Annotated in this window: 16 protein-coding genes and 1 pseudogene; 10 read left to right on the forward strand and 7 right to left on the reverse strand. The window is 65.7% G+C overall.

Going from position 1 to position 19887, the window contains the following annotated elements:
- Positions 1-114: 114 nt before the first annotated feature.
- The 3 genes from ligA to ACP5MM_RS08145 are packed head-to-tail and all read right to left on the reverse strand — an operon-like array spanning position 115 to position 4175.
- On the reverse strand, positions 115-2139 hold the full coding sequence (ligA, locus tag ACP5MM_RS08135) for an NAD-dependent DNA ligase LigA (RefSeq protein WP_427931977.1): 2025 nt from the start codon (positions 2137-2139) through the stop codon (positions 115-117).
- Positions 2132-3502, reverse strand: a complete 1371-nt coding sequence (locus ACP5MM_RS08140) for an ATP-binding protein (RefSeq protein WP_427931975.1) — start codon at positions 3500-3502, stop codon at positions 2132-2134. Before ACP5MM_RS08140 ends, ligA begins: the two co-directional genes overlap by 8 nt.
- Positions 3486-4175 (reverse strand): response regulator, encoded by a 690-nt coding sequence (locus tag ACP5MM_RS08145; protein ID WP_427931974.1) that lies wholly within the window; start codon positions 4173-4175, stop codon positions 3486-3488. The genes ACP5MM_RS08140 and ACP5MM_RS08145 overlap by 17 nt, the downstream gene beginning before the upstream one ends.
- A 58-nt stretch (positions 4176-4233) precedes the next feature.
- Here ACP5MM_RS08145 and ACP5MM_RS08150 point away from each other — a divergent pair, with 58 nt between their 5' ends.
- Complete coding sequence (locus ACP5MM_RS08150) at positions 4234-4917, forward strand: HAD family hydrolase (RefSeq protein ID WP_427934386.1); 684 nt, start codon at positions 4234-4236, stop codon at positions 4915-4917.
- Positions 4918-4925: 8 nt separating this feature from the next.
- Here the strand turns inward: ACP5MM_RS08150 and smc are convergent, their stop codons facing one another.
- Complete coding sequence (gene smc / locus ACP5MM_RS08155; RefSeq protein WP_427934388.1) at positions 4926-8387, reverse strand: chromosome segregation protein SMC; 3462 nt, start codon at positions 8385-8387, stop codon at positions 4926-4928.
- Positions 8388-8449: 62 nt separating this feature from the next.
- Between smc and queF the strand changes: the two genes are divergently transcribed.
- Positions 8450-8872, forward strand: coding sequence for a preQ(1) synthase (queF, locus tag ACP5MM_RS08160; RefSeq protein WP_427931968.1), 423 nt, complete (start codon positions 8450-8452; stop codon positions 8870-8872).
- A gap of 3 nt (positions 8873-8875) precedes the next feature.
- Complete coding sequence (locus ACP5MM_RS08165; RefSeq protein ID WP_427934389.1) at positions 8876-10279, forward strand: FGGY-family carbohydrate kinase; 1404 nt, start codon at positions 8876-8878, stop codon at positions 10277-10279.
- 19 nt (positions 10280-10298) lie between these two features.
- Here ACP5MM_RS08165 and ACP5MM_RS08170 read toward each other — a convergent pair whose 3' ends face one another.
- Positions 10299-11063: an HAD family hydrolase gene (locus ACP5MM_RS08170; protein WP_427931965.1), complete on the reverse strand. Its 765-nt coding sequence runs from the start codon at positions 11061-11063 to the stop codon at positions 10299-10301.
- Positions 11064-11178: 115 nt separating this feature from the next.
- Here ACP5MM_RS08170 and dksA point away from each other — a divergent pair, with 115 nt between their 5' ends.
- Positions 11179-11625, forward strand: a complete 447-nt coding sequence (dksA, locus tag ACP5MM_RS08175) for an RNA polymerase-binding protein DksA (protein WP_123105034.1) — start codon at positions 11179-11181, stop codon at positions 11623-11625.
- Between the two features lie 6 nt (positions 11626-11631).
- Positions 11632-12960, forward strand: a complete 1329-nt coding sequence (locus ACP5MM_RS08180) for a dihydroorotase (protein ID WP_427931963.1) — start codon at positions 11632-11634, stop codon at positions 12958-12960.
- A gap of 168 nt (positions 12961-13128) precedes the next feature.
- Here the strand turns inward: ACP5MM_RS08180 and tilS are convergent, their stop codons facing one another.
- A complete protein-coding gene (gene tilS / locus ACP5MM_RS08185) occupies positions 13129-14463 on the reverse strand; it encodes a tRNA lysidine(34) synthetase TilS (protein ID WP_427931961.1) in 1335 nt (444 codons plus the stop codon).
- Between the two features lie 387 nt (positions 14464-14850).
- Here tilS and ACP5MM_RS08190 point away from each other — a divergent pair, with 387 nt between their 5' ends.
- The 5 genes from ACP5MM_RS08190 to ACP5MM_RS08210 are packed head-to-tail and all read left to right on the forward strand — an operon-like array spanning position 14851 to position 19406.
- Complete coding sequence (locus tag ACP5MM_RS08190; protein WP_427934390.1) at positions 14851-15867, forward strand: 4Fe-4S dicluster domain-containing protein; 1017 nt, start codon at positions 14851-14853, stop codon at positions 15865-15867.
- The gene (locus tag ACP5MM_RS08195) at positions 15860-16690 is read left to right on the forward strand and encodes an FAD/NAD(P)-binding protein (protein WP_427934391.1); all 831 of its coding nucleotides are present in this window, start codon (positions 15860-15862) and stop codon (positions 16688-16690) included. Before ACP5MM_RS08190 ends, ACP5MM_RS08195 begins: the two co-directional genes overlap by 8 nt.
- A gap of 4 nt (positions 16691-16694) precedes the next feature.
- On the forward strand, positions 16695-17492 hold the full coding sequence (locus tag ACP5MM_RS08200) for a sulfhydrogenase subunit delta (protein WP_427931956.1): 798 nt from the start codon (positions 16695-16697) through the stop codon (positions 17490-17492).
- Positions 17476-18774 carry a Ni/Fe hydrogenase subunit alpha gene (locus ACP5MM_RS08205; protein WP_427931955.1) on the forward strand — a complete coding sequence of 433 codons (1299 nt, stop codon included), beginning with the start codon at positions 17476-17478 and terminating at the stop codon, positions 18772-18774. Before ACP5MM_RS08200 ends, ACP5MM_RS08205 begins: the two co-directional genes overlap by 17 nt.
- Positions 18771-19406 carry a hydrogenase maturation protease gene (locus tag ACP5MM_RS08210; protein WP_427934392.1) on the forward strand — a complete coding sequence of 212 codons (636 nt, stop codon included), beginning with the start codon at positions 18771-18773 and terminating at the stop codon, positions 19404-19406. Before ACP5MM_RS08205 ends, ACP5MM_RS08210 begins: the two co-directional genes overlap by 4 nt.
- Here the strand turns inward: ACP5MM_RS08210 and ACP5MM_RS08215 are convergent.
- Positions 19305-19820, reverse strand: a pseudogene (locus tag ACP5MM_RS08215) (HoxN/HupN/NixA family nickel/cobalt transporter); the annotation flags it as partial. The gene ACP5MM_RS08210 and the pseudogene ACP5MM_RS08215 overlap by 102 nt on opposite strands.
- Between the last annotated feature and the right edge of the window lie 67 nt (positions 19821-19887).

Here is a 19887-nt window from a genome sequence, read left to right on the forward strand (position 1 = left end):
CAAAGTATAGCCTAAAAGCGGCTTGCTGCCCATTTCCTGCGCTTGGCGGCAAGGACCGGCTGGCAGATGGCTCCCCGGTATGACGACCTCGCGGGAGCGCTGGGAGGATGCCTGCTATTGCGCCATCCGCCGCCCGAGGCGGTTCAAAAAAGCGGCCTCGTCCAGAAGCGGAATCGCCAACGCCCGGGCCTTTTCTGCCTTGCTGCCGGGATCCTGTCCCGCCACCACGAAGCTGGTCCTGGCGGAAACGCTGCCGCTGACCTTGCCGCCGAGGGTTTCGATGGCGGCCTTGGCCTCCTCGCGGGTCATGCTGGCGAGGGTGCCGGTCAGCACATAGGTTTCGCCCTTCAGGGGAAGGTGCTCTCTTTCCTGGGCGCGGGGGATGGGTGGCCAATGGATGCCGGCCCTGAGGAGCGCTTCTATCACCTCCCGATTATGGCTTTGGGCGAAAAAATGCGCGATGGATTCGGCCACCACCGGCCCGACATCGGGGACCTCCTGGAGGACGTCCTCCGGGGCCTGGAGGAGCGGATCGAGATCGCCGAAAAATTCGGCCAGGGCCTTGGCGGTGGCCTCTCCTACCTGGCGGATCCCGAGGGCATAGAGGAATCGAGGCAGGGTGGTGTTGCGGGATTGTTGCAATTCCCGAAGGAGTTTTTCGGCGGATTTGGCACCCATCCTATCGAGTTGGGCAAGAGCGGCGCTGTCGAGCCCATAGAGATCGGCGACGGTTTGGACCAGGCCGCTGTCGACCAATTGCTGCGCCAGCTTTTCGCCGAGGCCGCGAATGTCCATGGCCCGCCGCGAGGCGAAATGGAGGATGGCGCCCATGCGCTGGGCCGGGCAGTAGAGGCCGCCCATGCAGCGATGGGCGGCCTCGTTGGGCAGGCGCAGGACTTCGGAGCCGCATACGGGGCAGCGTTGGGGCATCTGCCAGGGCTGCGCGCCGGCCGGGCGCTTCTCCGGGACGACCGCCACCACTTCGGGGATGACATCGCCGGCACGGCGCACAATGACGGTATCCCCCACCCGGACGTCCTTGCGCTCCACTTCATCCTGGTTGTGCAGGCTGGCCCGGGACACGGTCACCCCCCCCACCTGCACCGGGCGCAGAATGGCTACGGGGGTGATGACGCCGGTGCGCCCGACGGAGGGCAGGATGGCTTCGACGATGGTGCTTTCTTCGTGGGCCGGAAACTTGTAGGCGATGGCCCAGCGGGGCGCGCGGGCGGTGAAGCCGAGGGGTTCGCGGTCAGCGAGGCGGTTGACCTTGAAGACGACGCCGTCGATCTCGAAGGGCATGGCTTCTCGCTGTTTCTGAATATTTTCAAAATATCCCTGGCATTCAATGACGCCATGGACGTTTTTCAAGTAACTTGTCACTTGAAAGCCCCAGAAGCGAAAGCGTTCCATAACGCCTATATGGGTATCTCCCGGAATCCGGGTGCATTCTCCCCAGCCCCAGGGGAAAAAGGCCAGGGGACGGCCGGCGGTGATCTGGGAATCGAGCTGGCGCAGGCTGCCTGCGGCGGCGTTGCGGGGGTTGGCGAAGGGTGCTTCGCCCTGTTGCAGGCGTTCGGCATTGAGGCGCTCAAAGGCGGCAATGGGAATGACCACCTCACCGCGAATCTCCAGCAATTCCGGCCAGCCGCTGCCCTGGAGGCGGAGGGGGACATTGCGGATGGTGCGCACGTTGAGGGTAACGTCTTCGCCGGTGTAACCGTCGCCGCGGGTGCCGGCCCGGACAAGGCGGCCCTCTTCATAGCGGATATTCACGGACAAGCCATCGAATTTGGGCTCGGCGCTGTATTCCACCAAGTCCTGGCCCAGGCCTTCGCGTACCCGGCGATCCCAGTCGCTCAGGCCCTGGAGGTCAAAGACGTTGTCGAGGGAGGTCATGGGAATGCCGTGGGGGATGCTGGCAAAGACGGCAAGGGGCGGCGCGCCGACGCGCTGGGTGGGTGAGTCGGGCGTGACGAGCTGGGGATGGGCCGCCTCAAGGGCTTGGAGTTCCCGCAGGAGCCGGTCGTACTCGGCATCGGAGATGGTGGGTGCGTCGAGGACGTAATAGCGCTGATTGGCGTCATTGATACGTTGACGCAGGTCCTGGATTTGCGCCTGGATGGATGCTTCATTCATACGTGCTTGCCTTTTCTCCGCGCCCTTCCCCGGAGAATAGTGGCGAAAAAATCAGGTGAACACAAAGGCCGCCTCCGGCGGCGGCAGCGGCTTCGGCGCGACCGCCCAGGGCTTCCGTAGCCCGCTGGACAATGGCCAGACCCAGGCCGCTCCCCTCCTCCTCCATCCTGTTCGGGTCGCGATAAAAGGGCTGGAAAATGCGCAGCAGGGCATCGGCCGGCACGCCGGGGCCGTTGTCGCAAATCGTGATCCGGGAAACCCGCCCGCCCTCGGCTTCCCAGCGGATATGCACAATGCTTCCCGGAGGACTATAGCGGATGGCATTGTCTACGAGGTTGCGCAGGGCAATCTCCAGCCAGGTCTTGCGGCCGGCCAGGATGGCCGGGGACGGCCCCTGGACCGTCAGGTGGATGCCTTTGGCGGCGGTGGTCGCGGCGAAGGCGGCGCGCAGGCGCTGTAGCAGGGAAGGTACGTCGATAGGCTCGTCACGCTGCGATTGAGCGGCGCCAAGGCGGGCCAGGGCCAGCAACTGTTCGACCACGTGGGTGGCGCGGTCCACTCCCTGCACGACCCCCTGGAGGGCTTCCCTTTCGGTGCCGCTCTCGGCGTGGCGCAGGGCCAGTTGGGCATGAATCCGCAGGCCCGCAAGGGGGGTGCGCAGTTCATGGGCGGCGTGGGCGGTGAACTCCTGCTCCCGGGCGAAGGCGGCATCCACCCGCCGGAAAAGCCCGTTGAGGGCATCGAGCAAGGGCTGCAATTCCGCCGGAACCGGGCCGGCGATGGGCTGCAAGGCCTGGGGCTGGCGTTCTTCCAGGCGTGCGGTCAGGTCGCGCAGGGGGGCCAGCCCTTGGCGCACGGCGAAACCGATGACCAGGGCCAGCAAGGGGAGCACCAGCCACAGGGGGGCAAGGAGTTGCTGGGCGATTTCGCCGGTGACATCCTGGCGGGCGTCGAGGTTTTCTGCCACCTGGGCGATGCGGCGACCGTCCGTGACCGTGGCCAGCCGCCATTCCTCTCCGTTCATGCGCACGTTTTGCAGCAGGGGTGTGCCGGGGTGCCAGGGGGGAAGGATCGCGGCGCCGTGGCTGCTGGCGAGGATGCCCTTGCCCAGGGACTGCAGGCGGTAAGGGCGTTGGAGATCAGTTCGTTGCGGGTTGTCGCGATCGGGGAATGGCGGCAAAACGAGGGCGCCGGGGCTACGCAGGAGGGTCCGCGCCCATTGTAAAAGTTCTTCATCAAAAAGATGGTTCAACTCCTGGCGCGTTTGCAGGAAACTGGCCAGCACGGCCCCCAGCCAGAGCAGGGTGACCAGACTGAGAAGGAGGATCAGCAGGCGCTGGCGAATGCTAAAGCGATACTTCATGGGGCGGGGCATCCTGCCAGGGAGCAATGCTATAGCCCAAGCCGCGATGGGTGACGATGAAATCCGCTGCCAGCTTGCGCCGTAAATGATGCACATAAACTTCGATGGTATTGCTCTCGATCTCCTCATCCCAGCTATAGATCTGTTCGGCGAGTTGCTCCTTGCTCAGCACCCGCCCCGGATGGGCAAGCAATGCGCGCAGAACGGCAAACTCCCGGGCACTGAGGGCTACGGCCTGGCCCTGCCAGAATGCCTGATGGGCGGCGGGGTCCAGGGTAAGGGGTCCATGCCGAAGCAAGGGCTCGGCGCGCCCTTCGCCGCGCCGGATGAGGGCGCGAACGCGGGCAAGAAGCTCATCCACGTCGAAGGGTTTGACCAGGTAGTCATCGGCGCCGCTATCCAGGCCCCGGACTCGCTCGGCCACGGTGTCGCGGGCGGTGAGGATCAGTACCGGCAAGGGATCCCGGCGGGCGCGTAGCTGATGAAGGATCTCCAGACCATCGTGCCGGGGCAGGCCCAGATCCAGCACCAGCAAGCCGTAATGATGCGGGTGCAGCGCCGCGAGGCCGGCCGCGCCGTCGCGCAGCCAGTCCACACTGTAGCCCTCTTCCCGGAGGGCCGCCTGGATACCGGAACCCAAGAGGGAGTCATCTTCCAGGAGCAGTACACGCATTTTGACCTCCGTCCGGCTTCCCGTTAATCTTCCCTCGCCCCCTACCTATGGAGAACCCATGGCCCTCGCCCTCTTTGACCTCGATAACACGCTCCTGGCTGGCGACTCGGATCATGCCTGGATGGAGTTTCTGGCCGACCGGGGGGTGGTGGATGGACTGGAACATCGCCGTAAAAATGACCTTTTTTATGCCCAATATCAAGCCGGCACCCTGGATATCCACGAATTTTTGCGTTTTCAATTGGCGCCCCTGGCGGCCCATCCCAGGATCGTCCTCGATGCCTGGCATCGCGCCTATCTGCAGGAGCGGGTCCTGCCCATGATCTCCGCCCAGGCGCGCGCCCTTGTTGAGCAGCATCGCCAGCGCGGCGACGTCCTGGTCATCATCACCGCCACCAATCGCTTTGTCACCGCGCCCATCGCCCGGGAACTGGGGGTGGAGCACCTGCTGGCCACCGAACCCGAAGAACGGGAGGACGGCAGCTTTACCGGCGGGGTGCTGGGCATCCCCTGTTTTCGCGAGGGGAAGGTGCAACGGTTGCGGGAATGGTTGCAGGAGACCGGGTTCAGCCTTGGAGACAGCACCTTTTATAGCGACTCGCACAACGACCTCGCCTTGCTGGAAGCGGTGCGCTACCCGGTGGCCGTCGATCCCGATCCCGTCCTGCGCCGCCACGCCGAGGCGCAGGGGTGGCCCATTCTGCACCTGCGCGGCGGCGACGCCCCTCCCGGCCAGCGCTGAGGAAATGTTCAATCCCCCCGTGCGCGGGCGGCGGCCAGGGTTTCCTCCACGGCCACGCTGACAATGCGTGAAACCCCCGCTTCGGGCATGGTGACGCCGATCAACTGTTCCCCCGCCTGCATGGTCAGCGTGTGGTGGGTGATGAGCAGGAACTGGGTCTGGGCCGCCATTTCGCGCAAAAGGGCGCAGAAGCGGCCGACATTCGCCTCATCCAGCGGGGCGTCCACTTCGTCCAGCACGCAGAAGGGCGCGGGGTTGAGGCGAAAGAGGGCAAAGACCAGGGCGATGGCGGTGAGCGCCTTTTCGCCGCCCGAGAGTTGCTGCAGGGTGGCATTGCGCTTGCCCGGCGGCTGCGCCCGCAGGATCAGGCCGGCGTCGAGGGGATCGTCGCTGGTGGGCACGAGCAGGGCCGTGCCACCGCCAAAGAGGATGGCAAAGAGCTCCTGCAGGGCGCCATTGACGGCGGCAAGCGTCTCGGCAAAGCGGTTGCTGGTTTCCTGGTCCATGCTCGCCATGGCTGTTTCGAGGCTTTGCAAGGCCTCTTCCACATCCTGACTTTGCTGCAACAGTTCTTGCCGACGCCCATCCAGTTCGTTCAACTCCTCCTCTGCGGCGAGGTTGACGTTGCCCATGCGGGCAATGAGGGCGGCAAGGCGCTCCGGCTCCTCGGCGACCTTGCCCGGCTCGGGACAGGGGCCCGGATCTTCGGCCAAGTCCGCCGCCAGATCCTCTGCCTGACGCTCCAGTTCGCCTAGCCTGCCGTGAAGGGTGGCCAGGGTCGCCTGTTCACCCGCGGCTTGGGCCTGCAATTGCCGGATGGCGTTCTCCACCGTCAAGCGCTCCCCTTCGCCTTGGCGGATCTCCTGGTCGATAGCCCGGGCCTCCCCCTGCAGGCGTTCCAGATTCGTCTGGCAGGCGTTTTTGGCCGCCTCCGCCTGGGCATATTCGGCCTCCCGGCGGGGAATCCCGGCCTCTTGGACGAGCAATTGCTCCTCGGCTGCTTCGCGTTGCCGGCGATGCTGCCCTTCCCGTTCAACCATCTGTTTTTCCTGCTGGACAGTGGCTTCCAGCTCGGTCTGCAGGCGTTGCCGCTGAATCTCCAAACGCTGCATTTCATCACGCAGGCGGGCAGTTTGACTGCGTTTTTGGGCGAGCCGCTGGCGCGCGGCCTGGGTCTGGGCCTCCAGTTCCGCCAGTCGGCGCTCCAGGTTTTGACAAAGGGGCTGGGCCGTCCGGATCTGCAAGCGGGCGGCGGCGAGGCGCTCTCGCAATTGCTGCCCTTGGCCGGCGAGCCGCTCCCGTTCCAGCTCCCGCTCCCGGGCGCGTTCCTGCTCGGCCTCGGCACGACTGCGCAGACGCGCCAGTTCCTGTTCGTCACGTGCCAGATGGCGCCGTTCCTCCTGCAACTGGCCATCCAGACGCGCCCGCTGCTGCTGGGCCGCCCGCTGGGCCTCCTCGGCGGCGCTCAACCGGGTTTCGGCGGAGGCCGCCCGGTCCTGGGCGGTACCCAGTGCCGCGGCGGCCTCGCTGAGATCGCGACGGCACTGGAGCAGACCCGCGCCGTCGCGGTTCGTAGCGGGAAAACTGACCCCCCGGGCATGGACCAGCACGCCGTCGGGGGTGATCCAGGCCTCGCCGGGGGCCAGTCGGTCCCGTTCCCGGCGGGCGGTATCCAGATCCGGGGCGCAACGGAGGCCCCAGAGCCAGTCCTGCAAGGGACCGCCATCGCCGTCGTCCAGGTGGAGTTGGCGGAGCAGCATTCCCTCATCCTCGGCCCCTGCCCCTCCCATTGCCCGGTCCCGGGATGAAATGTCGAGAAAACTGCCAGCGGTGGCCTGGGCAAGTCCTTCTCCGTCTCCCACCCGCGCCTGGAGACGATCGCCCAATACCTGCTCCACGGCATGCTCCCAGCCGTCGGCCACCCTCAGCACATCAAGCAGAATGGGCCCCTCCGTCTCCGGATGGTTTTTATGCAGGCGCTGGTACAGGGCCTGCAGGGCGCGCTCCCGCGCGGCGCATTCGTGCAGTTCCCGTTGTGCCTCATCGCGCTGGCGGCGGGCCTCCCTGAGGCTTTCCTGGGCACTGTTCCATGCCGTTCCTGCCAAGAGCAGCGCCTCCTCCGTGGCCCGGACAGTGGCTTGCCCGCGCAAAACCGTAGCTTCCAGTTCGGGTAGCCGGGAGACTTCCGTGGGTAAGGGCTGCGCCAAGTCCATGAGGCGTTTTTCCAGATCGTCCAGGCGCAGGCCTTGTTCCTTTTCCATGGCCGTCGCCACATCGCGCTCCCGGCGCCGTTCGGACAGGGCCGCCTGCAGGGTGCTGCGTTCCGTTTCCAGGGCGGCGAGGGCTTGCTCCTCCGCTTGCCGCTCCCGCCGGGCTGCCTCTTCCTCGCCACGCAGGGTCATCAGGCGGGCATCGCCCTCCCGCAGGCTGGCGTCGCGCCGTTGCCTTTCCTGCAGCAGCATGAGGCGTTCGCGCTCCAGTTTGGCCAGGGCGTCCCGGCTCTCCCGGCAAATCTCCTCCTGGCGTTGCCGTGCGGCGCGGAGGTCGCGGATCTGGTGCGTACACTCGGCAAGGCGGGCGCTCGCCTCATAATAGGCCGCCTGGGCGCCTTCCACGGCATCCTGCAGGCCCCGCTGCTGCTGGCGTTGCTCGTGCAGATTTTCCAGCAGCAGGGCCTGGGCCGCCCCTCGCCTCTCCAGAGCCGCCCCGCTTTGCGCCAACTGTTCCGCGACTGCCCGGGCGGCACCGCGCTCCTCCTCCAACCGGCCTTGCATGGCCCACCAGCGCCAACGCCGCTCCGCCGCACGCAACTCTCGAAAGCGCCGGGCCGCCTGGGCCTGACGCTGCAGGCGTCCCCATTGCGCCTCCATCTCGCCGTGGATGTCGTGGAGCCGCTGCAGGTGTTCGCGGGTTTCGGCGATGCGCTGCGCAGTTTCCCGGCGCCGCTCCTTGTAGCGGCTGATGGCGCCGGCTTCTTCGAGGATGTTGCGCAGATCCTCGGGGCGCGCATCGATGATGCGGCCGATGGTACCCTGCTCGACGATGGCGTAGGCATTGGCCCCCAGGCCCGTCCCCAGAAACAGGTCGGCCACATCCCGGCGCCGGCAGCGGCCCCCGTTGATGCGGTACTGGCTGTCCCCGCGACGATCCAGTTCCCGGCGCACGCTGATCTCGGCCAGCCCGGCCAGGGCACCGGGGGCAGAGCCGTCGCTGTTGTCAAAATGCAGTTCCACCACGGCGCGCTGGGCCCCCGGCCGCTTGCCGCCGCCGTTGGAGATGACATCGCTGAGGCTGCCGCCGCGCAGTTGCCGCGCCGAGGACTCGCCCAAGACCCAGCGAATGGCGTCGACGGTATTGGATTTGCCGCAGCCATTGGGACCGACGATGACCACCGGATTGGCCTGCAATTCAATGGCGGCTGGTTCGAGGAAGGACTTGAAGCCGGCGAGATGGATAGCCTTGAGACGCATGGACGCTGCGGTGACCGCTATTTATCAGTAGAATATCTATGCATGATCATGAGGAGTTCAATGTGTCCAGTCAACCCAGCAAAGACCTGCAATCCTTCCCCAATCCCCACCCCGAGCGCGATTATTGCGTTCACATGGATCTGCCGGAGTTCACCTGTCTCTGTCCGGTAACCGGGCAGCCCGACTTCGCCCATTTCCTGCTGGATTTCATCCCTGACCAGCGGTGCGTGGAGCTCAAGTCCCTCAAGCTCTATCTGTGGAGCTATCGCAATGAGGGCGGCTTTCACGAGGCCCTGACCAACCGCATCGCCGACGACCTCATCGTCCTCCTGGCGCCCCGTTATCTGCGCCTGCTGGGGCGCTGGTATGTGCGCGGCGGCATCACCACCGATGTCCTGGTGGAAGAGCGCCAGGAAGGCTGGAGCAACCCCGCCCTTCTCGCCCAATTGCCGCCGGTCACCTGGAGCGGACACCGTCCGGGCTGAGGCATGTACCTGGGGATCGACTTCGGCAGCTCCGGCGTGCGGGGAGTGCTTATCGATGGTGCCCTCCAAGGCCGGGCGCACACCGCCCTGCCCCTCTCGGGCGCTTTGGATGACCCCAAGGTCTGGCTGGCTCTGCTTCCACCACTTTTCCGCAGTCTGCGCGCACAGTGTCCGGAAGGCATGGAGGCGTTGCGTGCCCTGGCGATCGATGGCACCTCGGCCACGCTGCTGCTCTGCGATGGGTTGGGACAAGCCCTCTTTCCCGCCCTCCTCTACTCCGATCAGCGCGCGACGGCAGAAGCCCAGGAAATCGCCCAATCCTGGCCCCAGGCCGGGATTGCCGGCGCAGCGAGCAGCTCCCTGGCCAAGCTCCTCTGGCTATGGCGCAACGTTCCCGCCGTCCGTGGCGCGCGTTTTCTCCAGCATCAGGCGGACTGGATAGCCGCCCGGCTGACGGGCAAACCCGGCCTCTCCGACCGGGGCAATCTGGCCAAACTGGGGCTGGACGGGGCGACGTTCCGCTATCCGCAGCCGTTGCTCCATTTGCTTGGCAAACACGGCGTTCCAGCGCGGATACTGCCGCAAGCCCGCCGGGAAGGCGCGGATTTGGGGCCCGTGCATCCGGACTGGGCAGCGCGCCTGGGCATTCCCGCAGATACCCGGGTGCGCGCTGGCTGCACCGATAGCGTCGCCGCCGCCATCGCCGCTGGTTTGCATGAAACGGGCCAAGCCCTCAGCAGTCTGGGTTCCAGCCTAGCCATCAAGGTCGCTAGCCGCCGGCCGGTGGCGGATGGGGCAGCGGGCATCTATAGCCATATGCTGGATGACCTCTATCTGGTGGGTGCCGCCTCCAACAGCGGCGGCGCGGCCTTGCTGCGTCATTTCTCCCGGCCGGAAATGATGGAATTGTCTTGCCTGCTGGATCCTTCCCAGCCCACCGGCGCCCTTGTCTACCCCTTACCCGGGATGGGCGAGCGTTTTCCGCGGCATGCTGCCCATTGGTCGGGCAGCATGCCTCCCGCTGGACCGCCGGCCTGGCAATTCCAGGCGCTACTGGAAGGCTTGGCTTATATCGAGGCTTGGGCTTACGCCTTGCTTGCGGAACATGGCGCCCCATGTAACGGGCCGATTCGTAGCATGGGAGGAGGAGCCGACAACGCAGCGTGGATGCAAATGCGCGCCAACATCCTGAATCGGCCGGTAGCAGTGCTGACCGATAACGAAGCCGCCTTGGGCGCGGCGCTGCTCGCCGCCGCCCCGGATTTGGGCGGCTTGCGTCAGATCCAGGCGGGACGCCGGCCGGAGACGCGGCTCATTACGCCTACGCCCGCCGTCGTTGCCGCCTACGCCCCCCATACGGCGGCCTTTCGCCGCCATTTCGCGAACGCAGGCAATACTTCCCCGTAGCCCGGCAACGGCCATGCACTCATGGAGGAGTTGTCTCCGCCCACCATTGCCGGAGCAGGGGAATGTCCACCAACAAGCGGCTACCCGCCTCGGGGCCGGTGATGACCCGCGCCGGATCTTCCGGTTCGCCGAGATGGGTCAGGACGCGCAAGGCACCGCTGAAGTCCTGACCGCGGGTGTAGTCCGTTTCCGTAATGAGGGTGGGCAGGGCGGCGCCGCGGGCCGATCGCAGCCCATTGACCGAATCCTCGATGGCCAGGCACTCCCCCGCCGCAAGCCCCATCCGGTCCAGGACATACTGATAGATATCCGAAGCCGGCTTCTTCCTCGGCACCACATCCCCGGCACCAATGACGGCGAAACGCGCCAGGGCATCGGCTCCCAGGGTGCTATGCAGGAGGGCCTCCACATTGGCGGGGGTGGTCGTGGTGGCAATGGCGATGCGGATATCCGCATCCCGCGCTGCATCCAGGAGGCGCCGCACGCCCGGGCGCAGGGGGAGCAGGCCGGTGGCCACCATTTCCACGTAATGATGGGTCTTGGCGCGGTGCAGGGCGGCAATCTCCTCATCGCTCAACTGCGGATATTCGCGGTGCTCCTCCAGAAAGGCGCGCAGGCGCTCCTTGCCGCCCGTCACCCTGAGATAAACGCCGTAAGTCGGCACATCCCAGAGAAAAGGCAGACCGGCTTCGGCAAAGGCTTGGTTGAAGGCTACCCGGTGCGCATCCCGCTCCGTATCCGCCAAGGTTCCATCCACGTCAAAAATCAGCGCTCGCAAAGGCATGCAGGATTCCTTGTTCCATTTCCGTCCGGCATTCTACCCAAGCCTCCGCGAATTGCCAAAACCGCCATTCTCTGCTATTCCTACGCGGATTTATCACCAGGACAGGATCCGGAAGATGGCCAATACCACCAAGTCCACAGCCAGTCAGCAATTTACCGCATTCACCCCGTACCAGCCGGCGCCCGATGAGGAATACATGAGCCCCGCGCAGCTCGCCCACTTCCAGAAAATCCTGGAGGACTGGAGAGGCGAACTGATGGCGGAAGTGGACCGCACGGTCCAGCACATGCAGATGGAAAACGTCAATTATTCCGACCCCAATGACCGCGCCAGCCTGGAGACGGACATGGGTCTGGAACTGCGCGCCCGGGATCGTGAGCGCAAGCTCATTCGCAAGATCACCCAGGCCCTGGATCGCATCAAAAATGGCGAATATGGCTACTGCGAGGCCTGCGGTGTGGAAATCGGCCTGCGCCGCCTGGAGGCCCGCCCCACCGCCACCCTCTGCATCGACTGCAAGACCCTGGAAGAAAAACGCGAAAAGCAGATGGCCCAGGACTAGGCAGTCATGCGCCTGCTCATTCGCAATGCCCGCATCGCCCTCCCGAGCGGAGAGCTTTATCACGGTGATCTGCTCACGGAAGACGGCCGCATTGCGGCCATCGACCGGGATCTGGATCTCCCCGCCGATGAGGTCATCGCGGCCCGGGGTCACGTTCTCCTGCCGGGGGTCATGGATCCGCAGGTGCATTTCCGCGAACCCGGCAACGAACACAAGGAGGATCTGGCTACCGGCTCGCGGGCGGCGGCCAAGGGGGGGGTCACCAGTTTTCTGGAAATGCCCAACACCAACCCCGCCACCACCACGCGCGCGGCGCTGGCCGACAAGCTGGCGCGCGCCGATGAAAAATCCGTCGTCAACTACGGCTTTTTCATCGGCGCCACGCCCGAGAACGTGGACGAACTGGTGGCCGCCGATGGGGCCTGCGGGATCAAGATCTTCATGGGGGCCAGCACCGGCTCTCTGCTGGTGGACAAAGAGGAGGATCTGGAGCGCATCTTCGCCCATGGCCATCGCCTGATCGCCGTGCATGCCGAGGATGAGGTGCGCATCCGCGCCCGTCGCGCCGACTTTGCCCATTCCTGCGATCCCGCCGATCACTCCCGCATCCGCGATAACGAGAGCGCGCTGCTGGCCACCCGGCGGGCCGTGGCCCTGGCCGAGAAATACCGGCGCCGCCTGCACGTGTTGCACCTCTCCACGGCCGAGGAAGTGGCCTTTCTGCGCGCCCACAAGGCCTCCTTTATCACCTCCGAGGCCATCCCCAACCATCTTTTCCTGAATACCGATGCCTATGCCCGCAAGGGCTCCCTGGTGCAGATGAATCCGCCCATCCGCAGCGAGGCCGACCGTCTGGCCCTATGGGCGGGGCTGCAGCGGGGCGACATCGACTGCATCGCCACGGATCATGCCCCCCATACCCTGGAGGAAAAGGCCCTGGGTTACCCGCGCTCCCCGGCGGGCATGCCGGGCGTGGAAACCAGTCTGCCCCTGATGCTCACGGCCATGCGCGATGGCCATTGCAGTCTGGCCGAACTGCAACGCTGGATGTGCCTCAATCCGGCACGGCTGTATGGCGTCGCCAACAAAGGGAAAATCGCCATTGGCTGGGATGCCGATCTGGTCCTCGTGGACATGGTCCACGAAAAACCGGTGCGCAACGAAGAAATGTGGACCAAGGTCCACTGGAGCCCCTTCGCCGGCTGGAGCCTCACCGGCTGGCCCCAGGTCACCATCGTCGGTGGTCGGGTGGTCTACGCCGACGGCAGCATGCGGCCCGGTGCCCGTGGCGCTGCCCTATCCTTCGCCGCCGATACGCCCCTTCCCGCTTGTTGATCCCAGAGCCGGTGGCGCGGGATTGCTGTCCACGATAAAATCGCGCAGGAGCGGCCCATGGCCGCAACCACCAGTGGTGGCGCGCCCCCAGCGGGTCGGGGCCATGGGCCGCTCCTCCCAGTTGTGAGGACCGTTTCATGATGGCGGGGTGCACCGGATGCATATCCGTCAGGCTGACTCACCCTCGGTGCGCCAGAGGTAGATAGCCTCCGTCCCCGGAGCCTGCGCCCAGGGGGCGGTGTAATAGCCGAGTATCAGCACGAGATGGTCTTCCCCATGGAAGAGCAGCGGCACATCGCCTCGATAGGGAGGCGGCACAGCGCTTTCCAGAAGCAGTTTTTTCAAGGGCCGATGATGGCCGTCGCTGCTGCGATAAGACTCCCCGGCCCGCCGGCGCCGCCAGTGCAATGTTTCTCGGGCAAGGGCCGGGTTCAGGGCATGGACGGCGGCGGCCGGGGCGGTAGCCTGCAACTCGGCCCGCCATCCGGGTATGGCCAAAGGCCCATCCCCCGCCTGCCACGGCCCGGCTTCCCAGTCTACGGGGCCGGGCGTCGGGCCGAGGGCATGGATATTCCCTCCCTGCAGCCAGACGGCGCCGCCGGCCCACTGCTGGATACGTCCCTCCCCTCCCCTGGCGATGGCGGCCTGCAGGGCCGTCAGACGACTGCGGGACGGCAGCGCCAGACCCTGCCGGCGCAGCCAATGACGCAGAAAAATGCGTTGTCCGGCTGGGGACAGGCCTTGCAGGGCCGCCAGCCCCAGTGTGTCCTTTCCTGTTGATCCTGCGTGCGCCTCCTGGGCCGCCAACCATTGGCCCTGGACCTCCAGGGCATCGGCCAGATTCTCCGCCGCGCGGGCGAAGTGCATGGCCGCCTGCGGCCAGCCAAGGGCAGCCAGTTGCGGGAAAAGACCACGGCGCAAGCGCGCGCGGTCAAAGCGCGGATCATCGTTGGCGGGGTCTTCCAGATAGGGCAGCCCCAAGGCCTCGAGGTAATCCCGCAAAAGATCGCGCCCCAGGTCCAGGAAAGGGCGGCCAAGCACGCCTTGCCCCAAAGGCCGTTGCCAGGGCATGGCCGCAAGGCCTTCCAAGCCGGCGCCACGCAAGAGTTGCAAGAGAAAGGTTTCAGCTTGGTCCTCACGGTGGTGGGCAGTGAGCAGCCAATCGCCCCTGTGCAGGAGGGCCGCCATGGCCCCATAGCGGGCCCGGCGGGCGCGATCTTCGAGGCCCTCTCCCGGCGTCAACGGCCCCAGCGTCAAGACCTCCACCGGCGCCCCCAGGCGTGCCCCGATTTCCTGACAATGTTGCGCCCACGCCTTGCTTTCCGGGCGCCAGCCATGGTCCACATGAACCGCCCGCACCGGATGGCCCAAGGCCCGGAGGGCGCCCAGCAACGCCGTGGAATCACCACCACCACTGAAGGCTACCCATACACCCTGCCCTGCCGGGAGTTTCAGTTGCGTATGGAGGCGTTCGCGGAGGCGCCGCTCCAGATCATGCTTCACGGCGCATTCCATGCGCTCAGCATCCTTTCCTGTTCTTGCTCATTGATAAAGCATATCTTGCGTAACAGCACCTCGTTTTCCGGGTGGATGAAAGAGGACGATGGAAGTGAACCGGCGTGCGTCACCATTGCATAGGATTTTGGTAATCACCCGCTTGCGGATGGCCGGCTGACCGGGAAGATTCGCCATCATCGCAAATTGTGCAGCCAACTCCATTTATAGTATATAGAAGAGCGATGGGGCAGTTGAATCAATAACAGCCCGTTATCGCCAAGTCACGGGGGTTTGCATCCACAGATGGCCGCACCCGCTTTCCTTCCTCGTCCCTGCTTCCAGCACCTACTGGCTGCCCTGACCGCGGCTGGCTACTTCTGCCTGGGTCCCAGGATGCGGGACGGCGCCATTGTCTACGAAGGGCTGGACAGTGCCGACGATCTGCCCCGGGGAGTCCACGACCATCAGCAGCCCGGCAGGTATCGGCTCCATCGGGACGGGAGCCCGCGCTGTTTCGCCTGGGCCAATGGTCCCCAGGCCCTCAAGCCGCTGCTCTTCGCCCCCCACGAAGTCCTCTGGACCAGTGTTGCGGGGAGTGACGGAGGCATTACCTTCCATCCCGAGATCCCGGAAGCCCTGCCCACCGCCGTCATCGGGGTGCGCGCCTGCGATCTGGCGGCCCTGCGTCTGCAGGACCAGCACTTCCTGGAAGGACCATCCCCTGATCCCCGTTATGCAGTCCGGCGCAGGAACCTTTTTCTGGTGGCGGTGCATTGCACCCACCCCGCCGCCACCTGCTTCTGCGCCTCTACCGGTGACGGACCGCGGGCCGAGTCGGGTTTCGACCTGGCCCTGGCGGAACTCGACGAGGGCTTCATTGTGACGGCGGGGAGTCCCAAGGGGCAGGCCTTGCTCGGGCAACTGCCCCTCGAAGCCCTGGATCCCGTCCAGCAGGCCAGCGCTGACGGGGAGATCACTGCCGCCGCCCAGGCGCAGCAACGCACCCTGCCGTCCCGCAACCTGCGCGATGGCCTCTTTGCCAATCTTCACCATCCCCGCTGGGACGATGTGGCCCAGCGCTGCCTGTCCTGCACCAACTGCAGCTCCGTCTGCCCCACCTGTTTCTGCCACGCCGAGCGGGAGGAGCCCGCCCTGGACGGCCTGAGCAGCACCCATTCCCGGCAATGGGACTCCTGTTTCACCGAGGGACACAGCTTTATCCACGGCATCGTCATCCGCGCCGATACCCGCCTGCGCTATCGCCAGTGGCTGACCCACAAGCTCGGGAGCTGGCACGACCAGTACGGCCGCTCCGGCTGCGTGGGCTGCGGACGCTGCATCGCCTGGTGTCCGGTGGGCATCGATATCACCGCGGAAGCGGCGGCCGTCTGCGGAGGGGACCATGCTTGATCCTTACCTTCCTCATGAGGTCGAGGTCCTGGAGCGCATTCAGGAATCCCCCACCATCTTCACCCTGCGCCTCGCCTTCACCGACCGGGAAACGCAGGCCCGCTATCGCTTTCAGCCGGGCCAATTCAACATGGTTTATCTGTACGGGGTGGGCGAGGTGCCCATTTCCATCGTCTCCGATCCCGAAGATGAGCATCTCATCGACCATACCATCCGCGCCGTGGGCCGGGTCACCCAGGGGCTGGCGCGCCTGGGGAAGGGCGCCCGCCTGGGCCTGCGCGGGCCTTACGGCCGGGGTTGGCCCCTGCAACCGGCCGAGGGCCGGGACATCGTGCTCCTCACCGGGGGGCTGGGCTGCGCGCCGGTGGTTTCGGTCATCCACTACATCTTGCGGCGGCGGGAACGCTTCGGGCGGCTCACCATCCTGCAGGGGGTCAAGCATACCGACGACCTCATCTGGCGCGCCCAGTATGAAGCCTGGAGTCGGCTGTCCGATGTGCAGGTGGGGCTGGCGGCGGACGTGGCCAGCCCCGGCTGGTTTGGGCAGGTGGGGCCGGTAACGGTCCTCTTCGACCGCGTGCAGTTCGATCCCGGTGCGCTGATGATGATGTGCGGCCCCGAGCCCATGATGCGGGCGGCCGTGCAGGAGTTGCTGCGGCGCGGCGTGGTGGAGGAGGACTTGTGGCTCAGCATGGAGCGCAGCATGCACTGCGCCGTCGGTCATTGCGGCCATTGTCAGATGGGGGGGAACTTCGTCTGCCGGGATGGCCCGGTCTTCCCCTACCCGGAGATCCGGGCCCTGCTGGGCGAGCGAGGATTCTGACGTCATGGCCGCTGCCAAAGCACGCCTTGCGGTGCACAAATTCAGTTCTTGCGACGGTTGTCAATTGGCCTTCCTGAATCTGGGGGAAGACCTGCTGCGGCTTGCCGAGCTGGTGGAGATCGCCCACTTCGCCGAGGCCGGGCCCGTGGCGCCCGAAGCGGCCGTGGACATCGCCTTCGTGGAGGGGAGTATCTCCACGCCCGAGGATGAGGAACGCATCCAGCAAATCCGCAAAAACAGCCGGTGGCTCATCACCATCGGCGCCTGTGCCACCGCTGGCGGCCTCCAGGCCTTGCGCAACCTGGCCGACGGCCCCGCCTGGATCGCGGAGATCTACGCCCAGCCCGAATATATCCATACCCTGGCCACCTCCACCCCCATCGCCGCCCATGTCCCGGTGGATCTGGAGTTGTGGGGCTGTCCGGTGAACGGGCGCCAAGTCCTGGGGGCGGTGCGCGCCTTTCTCTTCGGGGTCGCACCAGCGCTCGAAAAAGACAAGCTATGCCTGGAGTGTAAACGCCATCAGGCGGTCTGCGTCCTGGTGGCCAAAGGGTTGCCGTGCATGGGGCCCGTGACTCTCGCTGGCTGCGGGGCGATCTGCCCCCGTTTCGGACGCGATTGCTATGCCTGCTATGGGCCGGCGGAAAACCCCAACGCTGGGGCCCTGGGGCGACGCCTGGAAGGACTCGGCCTGGTGCCGGAAGCCGTCGCCCGGCGCTTTCTCTTCATCAACAACAGCGCCCCGGCCTTTGCCGAAGCGGGCCGCCACTGGCAGGAGCAGGCCCATGAGCCAAAGCCGTGAGATCAGCCTCTGCGTGCCGGTCCTGGCGCGGGTGGAGGGGGAAGGCGCACTCGACCTGGAAGTGCATGACGGGCGCATCCAAACGCTGCGCCTGCGCATATTCGAGCCGCCGCGGCTCTTTGAGAAATTCCTGGAAGGCCGGGAATACCAGGAGGTTCCGGATATGGTGGCGCGCATCTGCGGCATCTGCCCGGTGGCCTACCAGATGAGCGCCGTGCATGCCATAGAGGGCGTCTTTGCCCTGGCACCCGGTCCCTGGGTGCGGGCCATGCGCCGGGTGTTCTACTGCGGCGAGTGGATACAGAGCCACAGCTTGCACATCCATCTGCTGGCAGCGCCAGATTTCCTGGGCTACAGCAGCGTCTCCGAAATGGCTCGCGCGTATCCCGACGCCGTCCGTCGGGGGCTTGCCCTCCAGGCCTTGGGCAATGAAATCATCCGCGTCTTCGGTGGGCGCTCGGTGCATCCCGTGGGCGCCCGGGTGGGAGGTTTTCATCGTGCGCCCAGCCGGGCAGAGGTGGCGGTACTCCGGGAGCAGGTGCAGGCCGCTCTACCGGGGGCCGAGGCCCTGTTGGCCTGGACCGCCTCCCTGAATCTGCCCAATGACGCACAGGACTTTGTCAGTGTCGCCCTGCGCCACCCGGATGAGTACCCCATGAACGAGGGGCGCATTGTCTCCAGCGACGGCCTGGATATCCCCATCTCCGACTACGAAGTTCATTTCTCGGAGCATCAGGAACCCCACTCCACCGCCCTCTACGCTTCTCTGGATGGGCGCCCCTACCTGGTGGGGCCCCTCGCGCGGGTCAACCTCAATCTGGATCGATTGCATGCGCCCGTCCGGGAGGCGCTGGGGCGCACCGGCATCGCCTTCCCCAGCCGCAATATGTTCCACAGCATCGTCGCGCGGGCGGCAGAGATCCATCATGCCCTTCTGGAGGCCAGCCGCCTGCTGGAAGATTACTGCGAGCCAGAGGCTCCCTTCGTCCCCGCCATTCCTCGCTCCGGCACCGCCTATGGTTGCACGGAGGCCCCCCGCGGCCTGCTCTGGCACCGCTACGACCTGGATGGCGCGGGTCAGGTACGGCACGCCCGCATCGTTCCGCCCACCAGCCAGAATCAGGCGCGTATCGAGGCGGACCTGCGCCACTCCCTGGAGACCATGGGCCTGGATCGGGACGACGAGGCCCTGCGCCAGCGCGCCGAGATGGTGATCCGCAACTACGATCCCTGCATCTCTTGCGCCACCCATTTCCTGACGGTTCGGGTAGAGCAGCGGTGATCCCGATCCGCATCCTCGGCATCGGTTCGCCCGTCGCGGGCGACGATCTGGGTTGGCGGCTCGCGGAGGCCCTGGAGCGGGCGGGCCTGCCCCGTTATTTTCCCGCGGGAATGGTCCATATCACGCTCTGCGATCGCCCCGGCAGCCTCCTGCTCCCGGCCATGCGCGGCGCGCGTTTGGCCATTCTCCTGGACGCCATGCGCAGCGGCGCCCCGCCCGGCACGCTGCGGCGCCTGGATATGCGGGAACTGGACGATAGCACCGGACTGCTGTCGAGCCATGGCTTCGGGGTGGCCGAGGCCCTGGCCCTGGGCCGCGCCCTGGAGGAGCTACCGCCCCGGGTGCTTATTTACGGGATCGAGACGGGCCAGGCGCCTTCCCTGCCGCCACTCAGCGACTTGGTGGCAATCCTCTGGCCAGCGATCATCGGCGATATTCAGGCAAGCCTGGGTGGGCTCGTGATGCCCTACATCCCCTTATTCGGCGGGTTGGAGCGCACGACGGTAGTAGAGCCACGCGGCGCCCCAGGTGAGCACCATCAGGGAGGCCACCATCCCGCCCAGGGTGCTGAAGTTCAGGTCTTGAATGAAGTTCCAGAAGGTTCCCTGCCAACGAAATTCCGCTGCCAATAATTGCAGCCATTCTGTGCTGCCCACCACTAGCGCCACCAGGACCCCCAGTCCGGTGATGGTGGTGTTGAAAAAGAGCTTGCGTACAGCGTCGATCATGGCCCAGTCGTAGATCTTTATCATGACCAGCCCGTCCACCGTATCCATCAGGCTCATGCCCGCCGTAAAGAGCAGCGGGAATACCATGACCCCCCACAGTGGCAGCCCGCCATGCTGGGCCATGGTGGCCGAGATTCCCAGCACGGCGACCTCGGTGGCCGTGTCGAAGCCCAATCCGAACAGGAAACCCACGGGATACATCTGCCAACTACAGTCGATGCGTCGGTAGACGGCACGAAAGAGGCGGGCCATGAATCCTCGTTGTTCCAGCAGATCAAGCACTTCGGAGTGCTCGGCGGCCGCGCGGTTGTTAATCAGCGTGCAAAAGTGAACAGGTACAGGTAGGAATCAGCGTCGAAAACTGAACACCTGTTACCCTCTCGGG

Origin of the sequence: Acidithiobacillus sp., assembly GCF_049965315.1 — a bacterium.
Classification (GTDB): Bacteria; Pseudomonadota; Gammaproteobacteria; order Acidithiobacillales; family Acidithiobacillaceae; genus Acidithiobacillus_B.

What these genes read in the sequence shown, in the direction of transcription:
- ligA (WP_427931977.1), bottom strand. Translation starts at nt 2,139, where the DNA reads ATGAATGAAGCATCCATCCAGGCGCAAATCCAGGACCTGCGTCAACGT.
- ACP5MM_RS08140 (WP_427931975.1), bottom strand. Translation starts at nt 3,502, where the DNA reads ATGAAGTATCGCTTTAGCATTCGCCAGCGCCTGCTGATCCTCCTTCTC.
- ACP5MM_RS08145 (WP_427931974.1), bottom strand. Translation starts at nt 4,175, where the DNA reads ATGCGTGTACTGCTCCTGGAAGATGACTCCCTCTTGGGTTCCGGTATC.
- ACP5MM_RS08150 (WP_427934386.1), top strand. Translation starts at nt 4,234, where the DNA reads ATGGCCCTCGCCCTCTTTGACCTCGATAACACGCTCCTGGCTGGCGAC.
- smc (WP_427934388.1), bottom strand. Translation starts at nt 8,387, where the DNA reads ATGCGTCTCAAGGCTATCCATCTCGCCGGCTTCAAGTCCTTCCTCGAA.
- ACP5MM_RS08165 (WP_427934389.1), top strand. Translation starts at nt 8,876, where the DNA reads ATGTACCTGGGGATCGACTTCGGCAGCTCCGGCGTGCGGGGAGTGCTT.
- ACP5MM_RS08170 (WP_427931965.1), bottom strand. Translation starts at nt 11,063, where the DNA reads ATGCCTTTGCGAGCGCTGATTTTTGACGTGGATGGAACCTTGGCGGAT.
- dksA (WP_123105034.1), top strand. Translation starts at nt 11,179, where the DNA reads ATGGCCAATACCACCAAGTCCACAGCCAGTCAGCAATTTACCGCATTC.
- ACP5MM_RS08180 (WP_427931963.1), top strand. Translation starts at nt 11,632, where the DNA reads ATGCGCCTGCTCATTCGCAATGCCCGCATCGCCCTCCCGAGCGGAGAG.
- ACP5MM_RS08190 (WP_427934390.1), top strand. Translation starts at nt 14,851, where the DNA reads ATGCGGGACGGCGCCATTGTCTACGAAGGGCTGGACAGTGCCGACGAT.
- ACP5MM_RS08195 (WP_427934391.1), top strand. Translation starts at nt 15,860, where the DNA reads ATGCTTGATCCTTACCTTCCTCATGAGGTCGAGGTCCTGGAGCGCATT.
- ACP5MM_RS08200 (WP_427931956.1), top strand. Translation starts at nt 16,695, where the DNA reads ATGGCCGCTGCCAAAGCACGCCTTGCGGTGCACAAATTCAGTTCTTGC.
- ACP5MM_RS08205 (WP_427931955.1), top strand. Translation starts at nt 17,476, where the DNA reads ATGAGCCAAAGCCGTGAGATCAGCCTCTGCGTGCCGGTCCTGGCGCGG.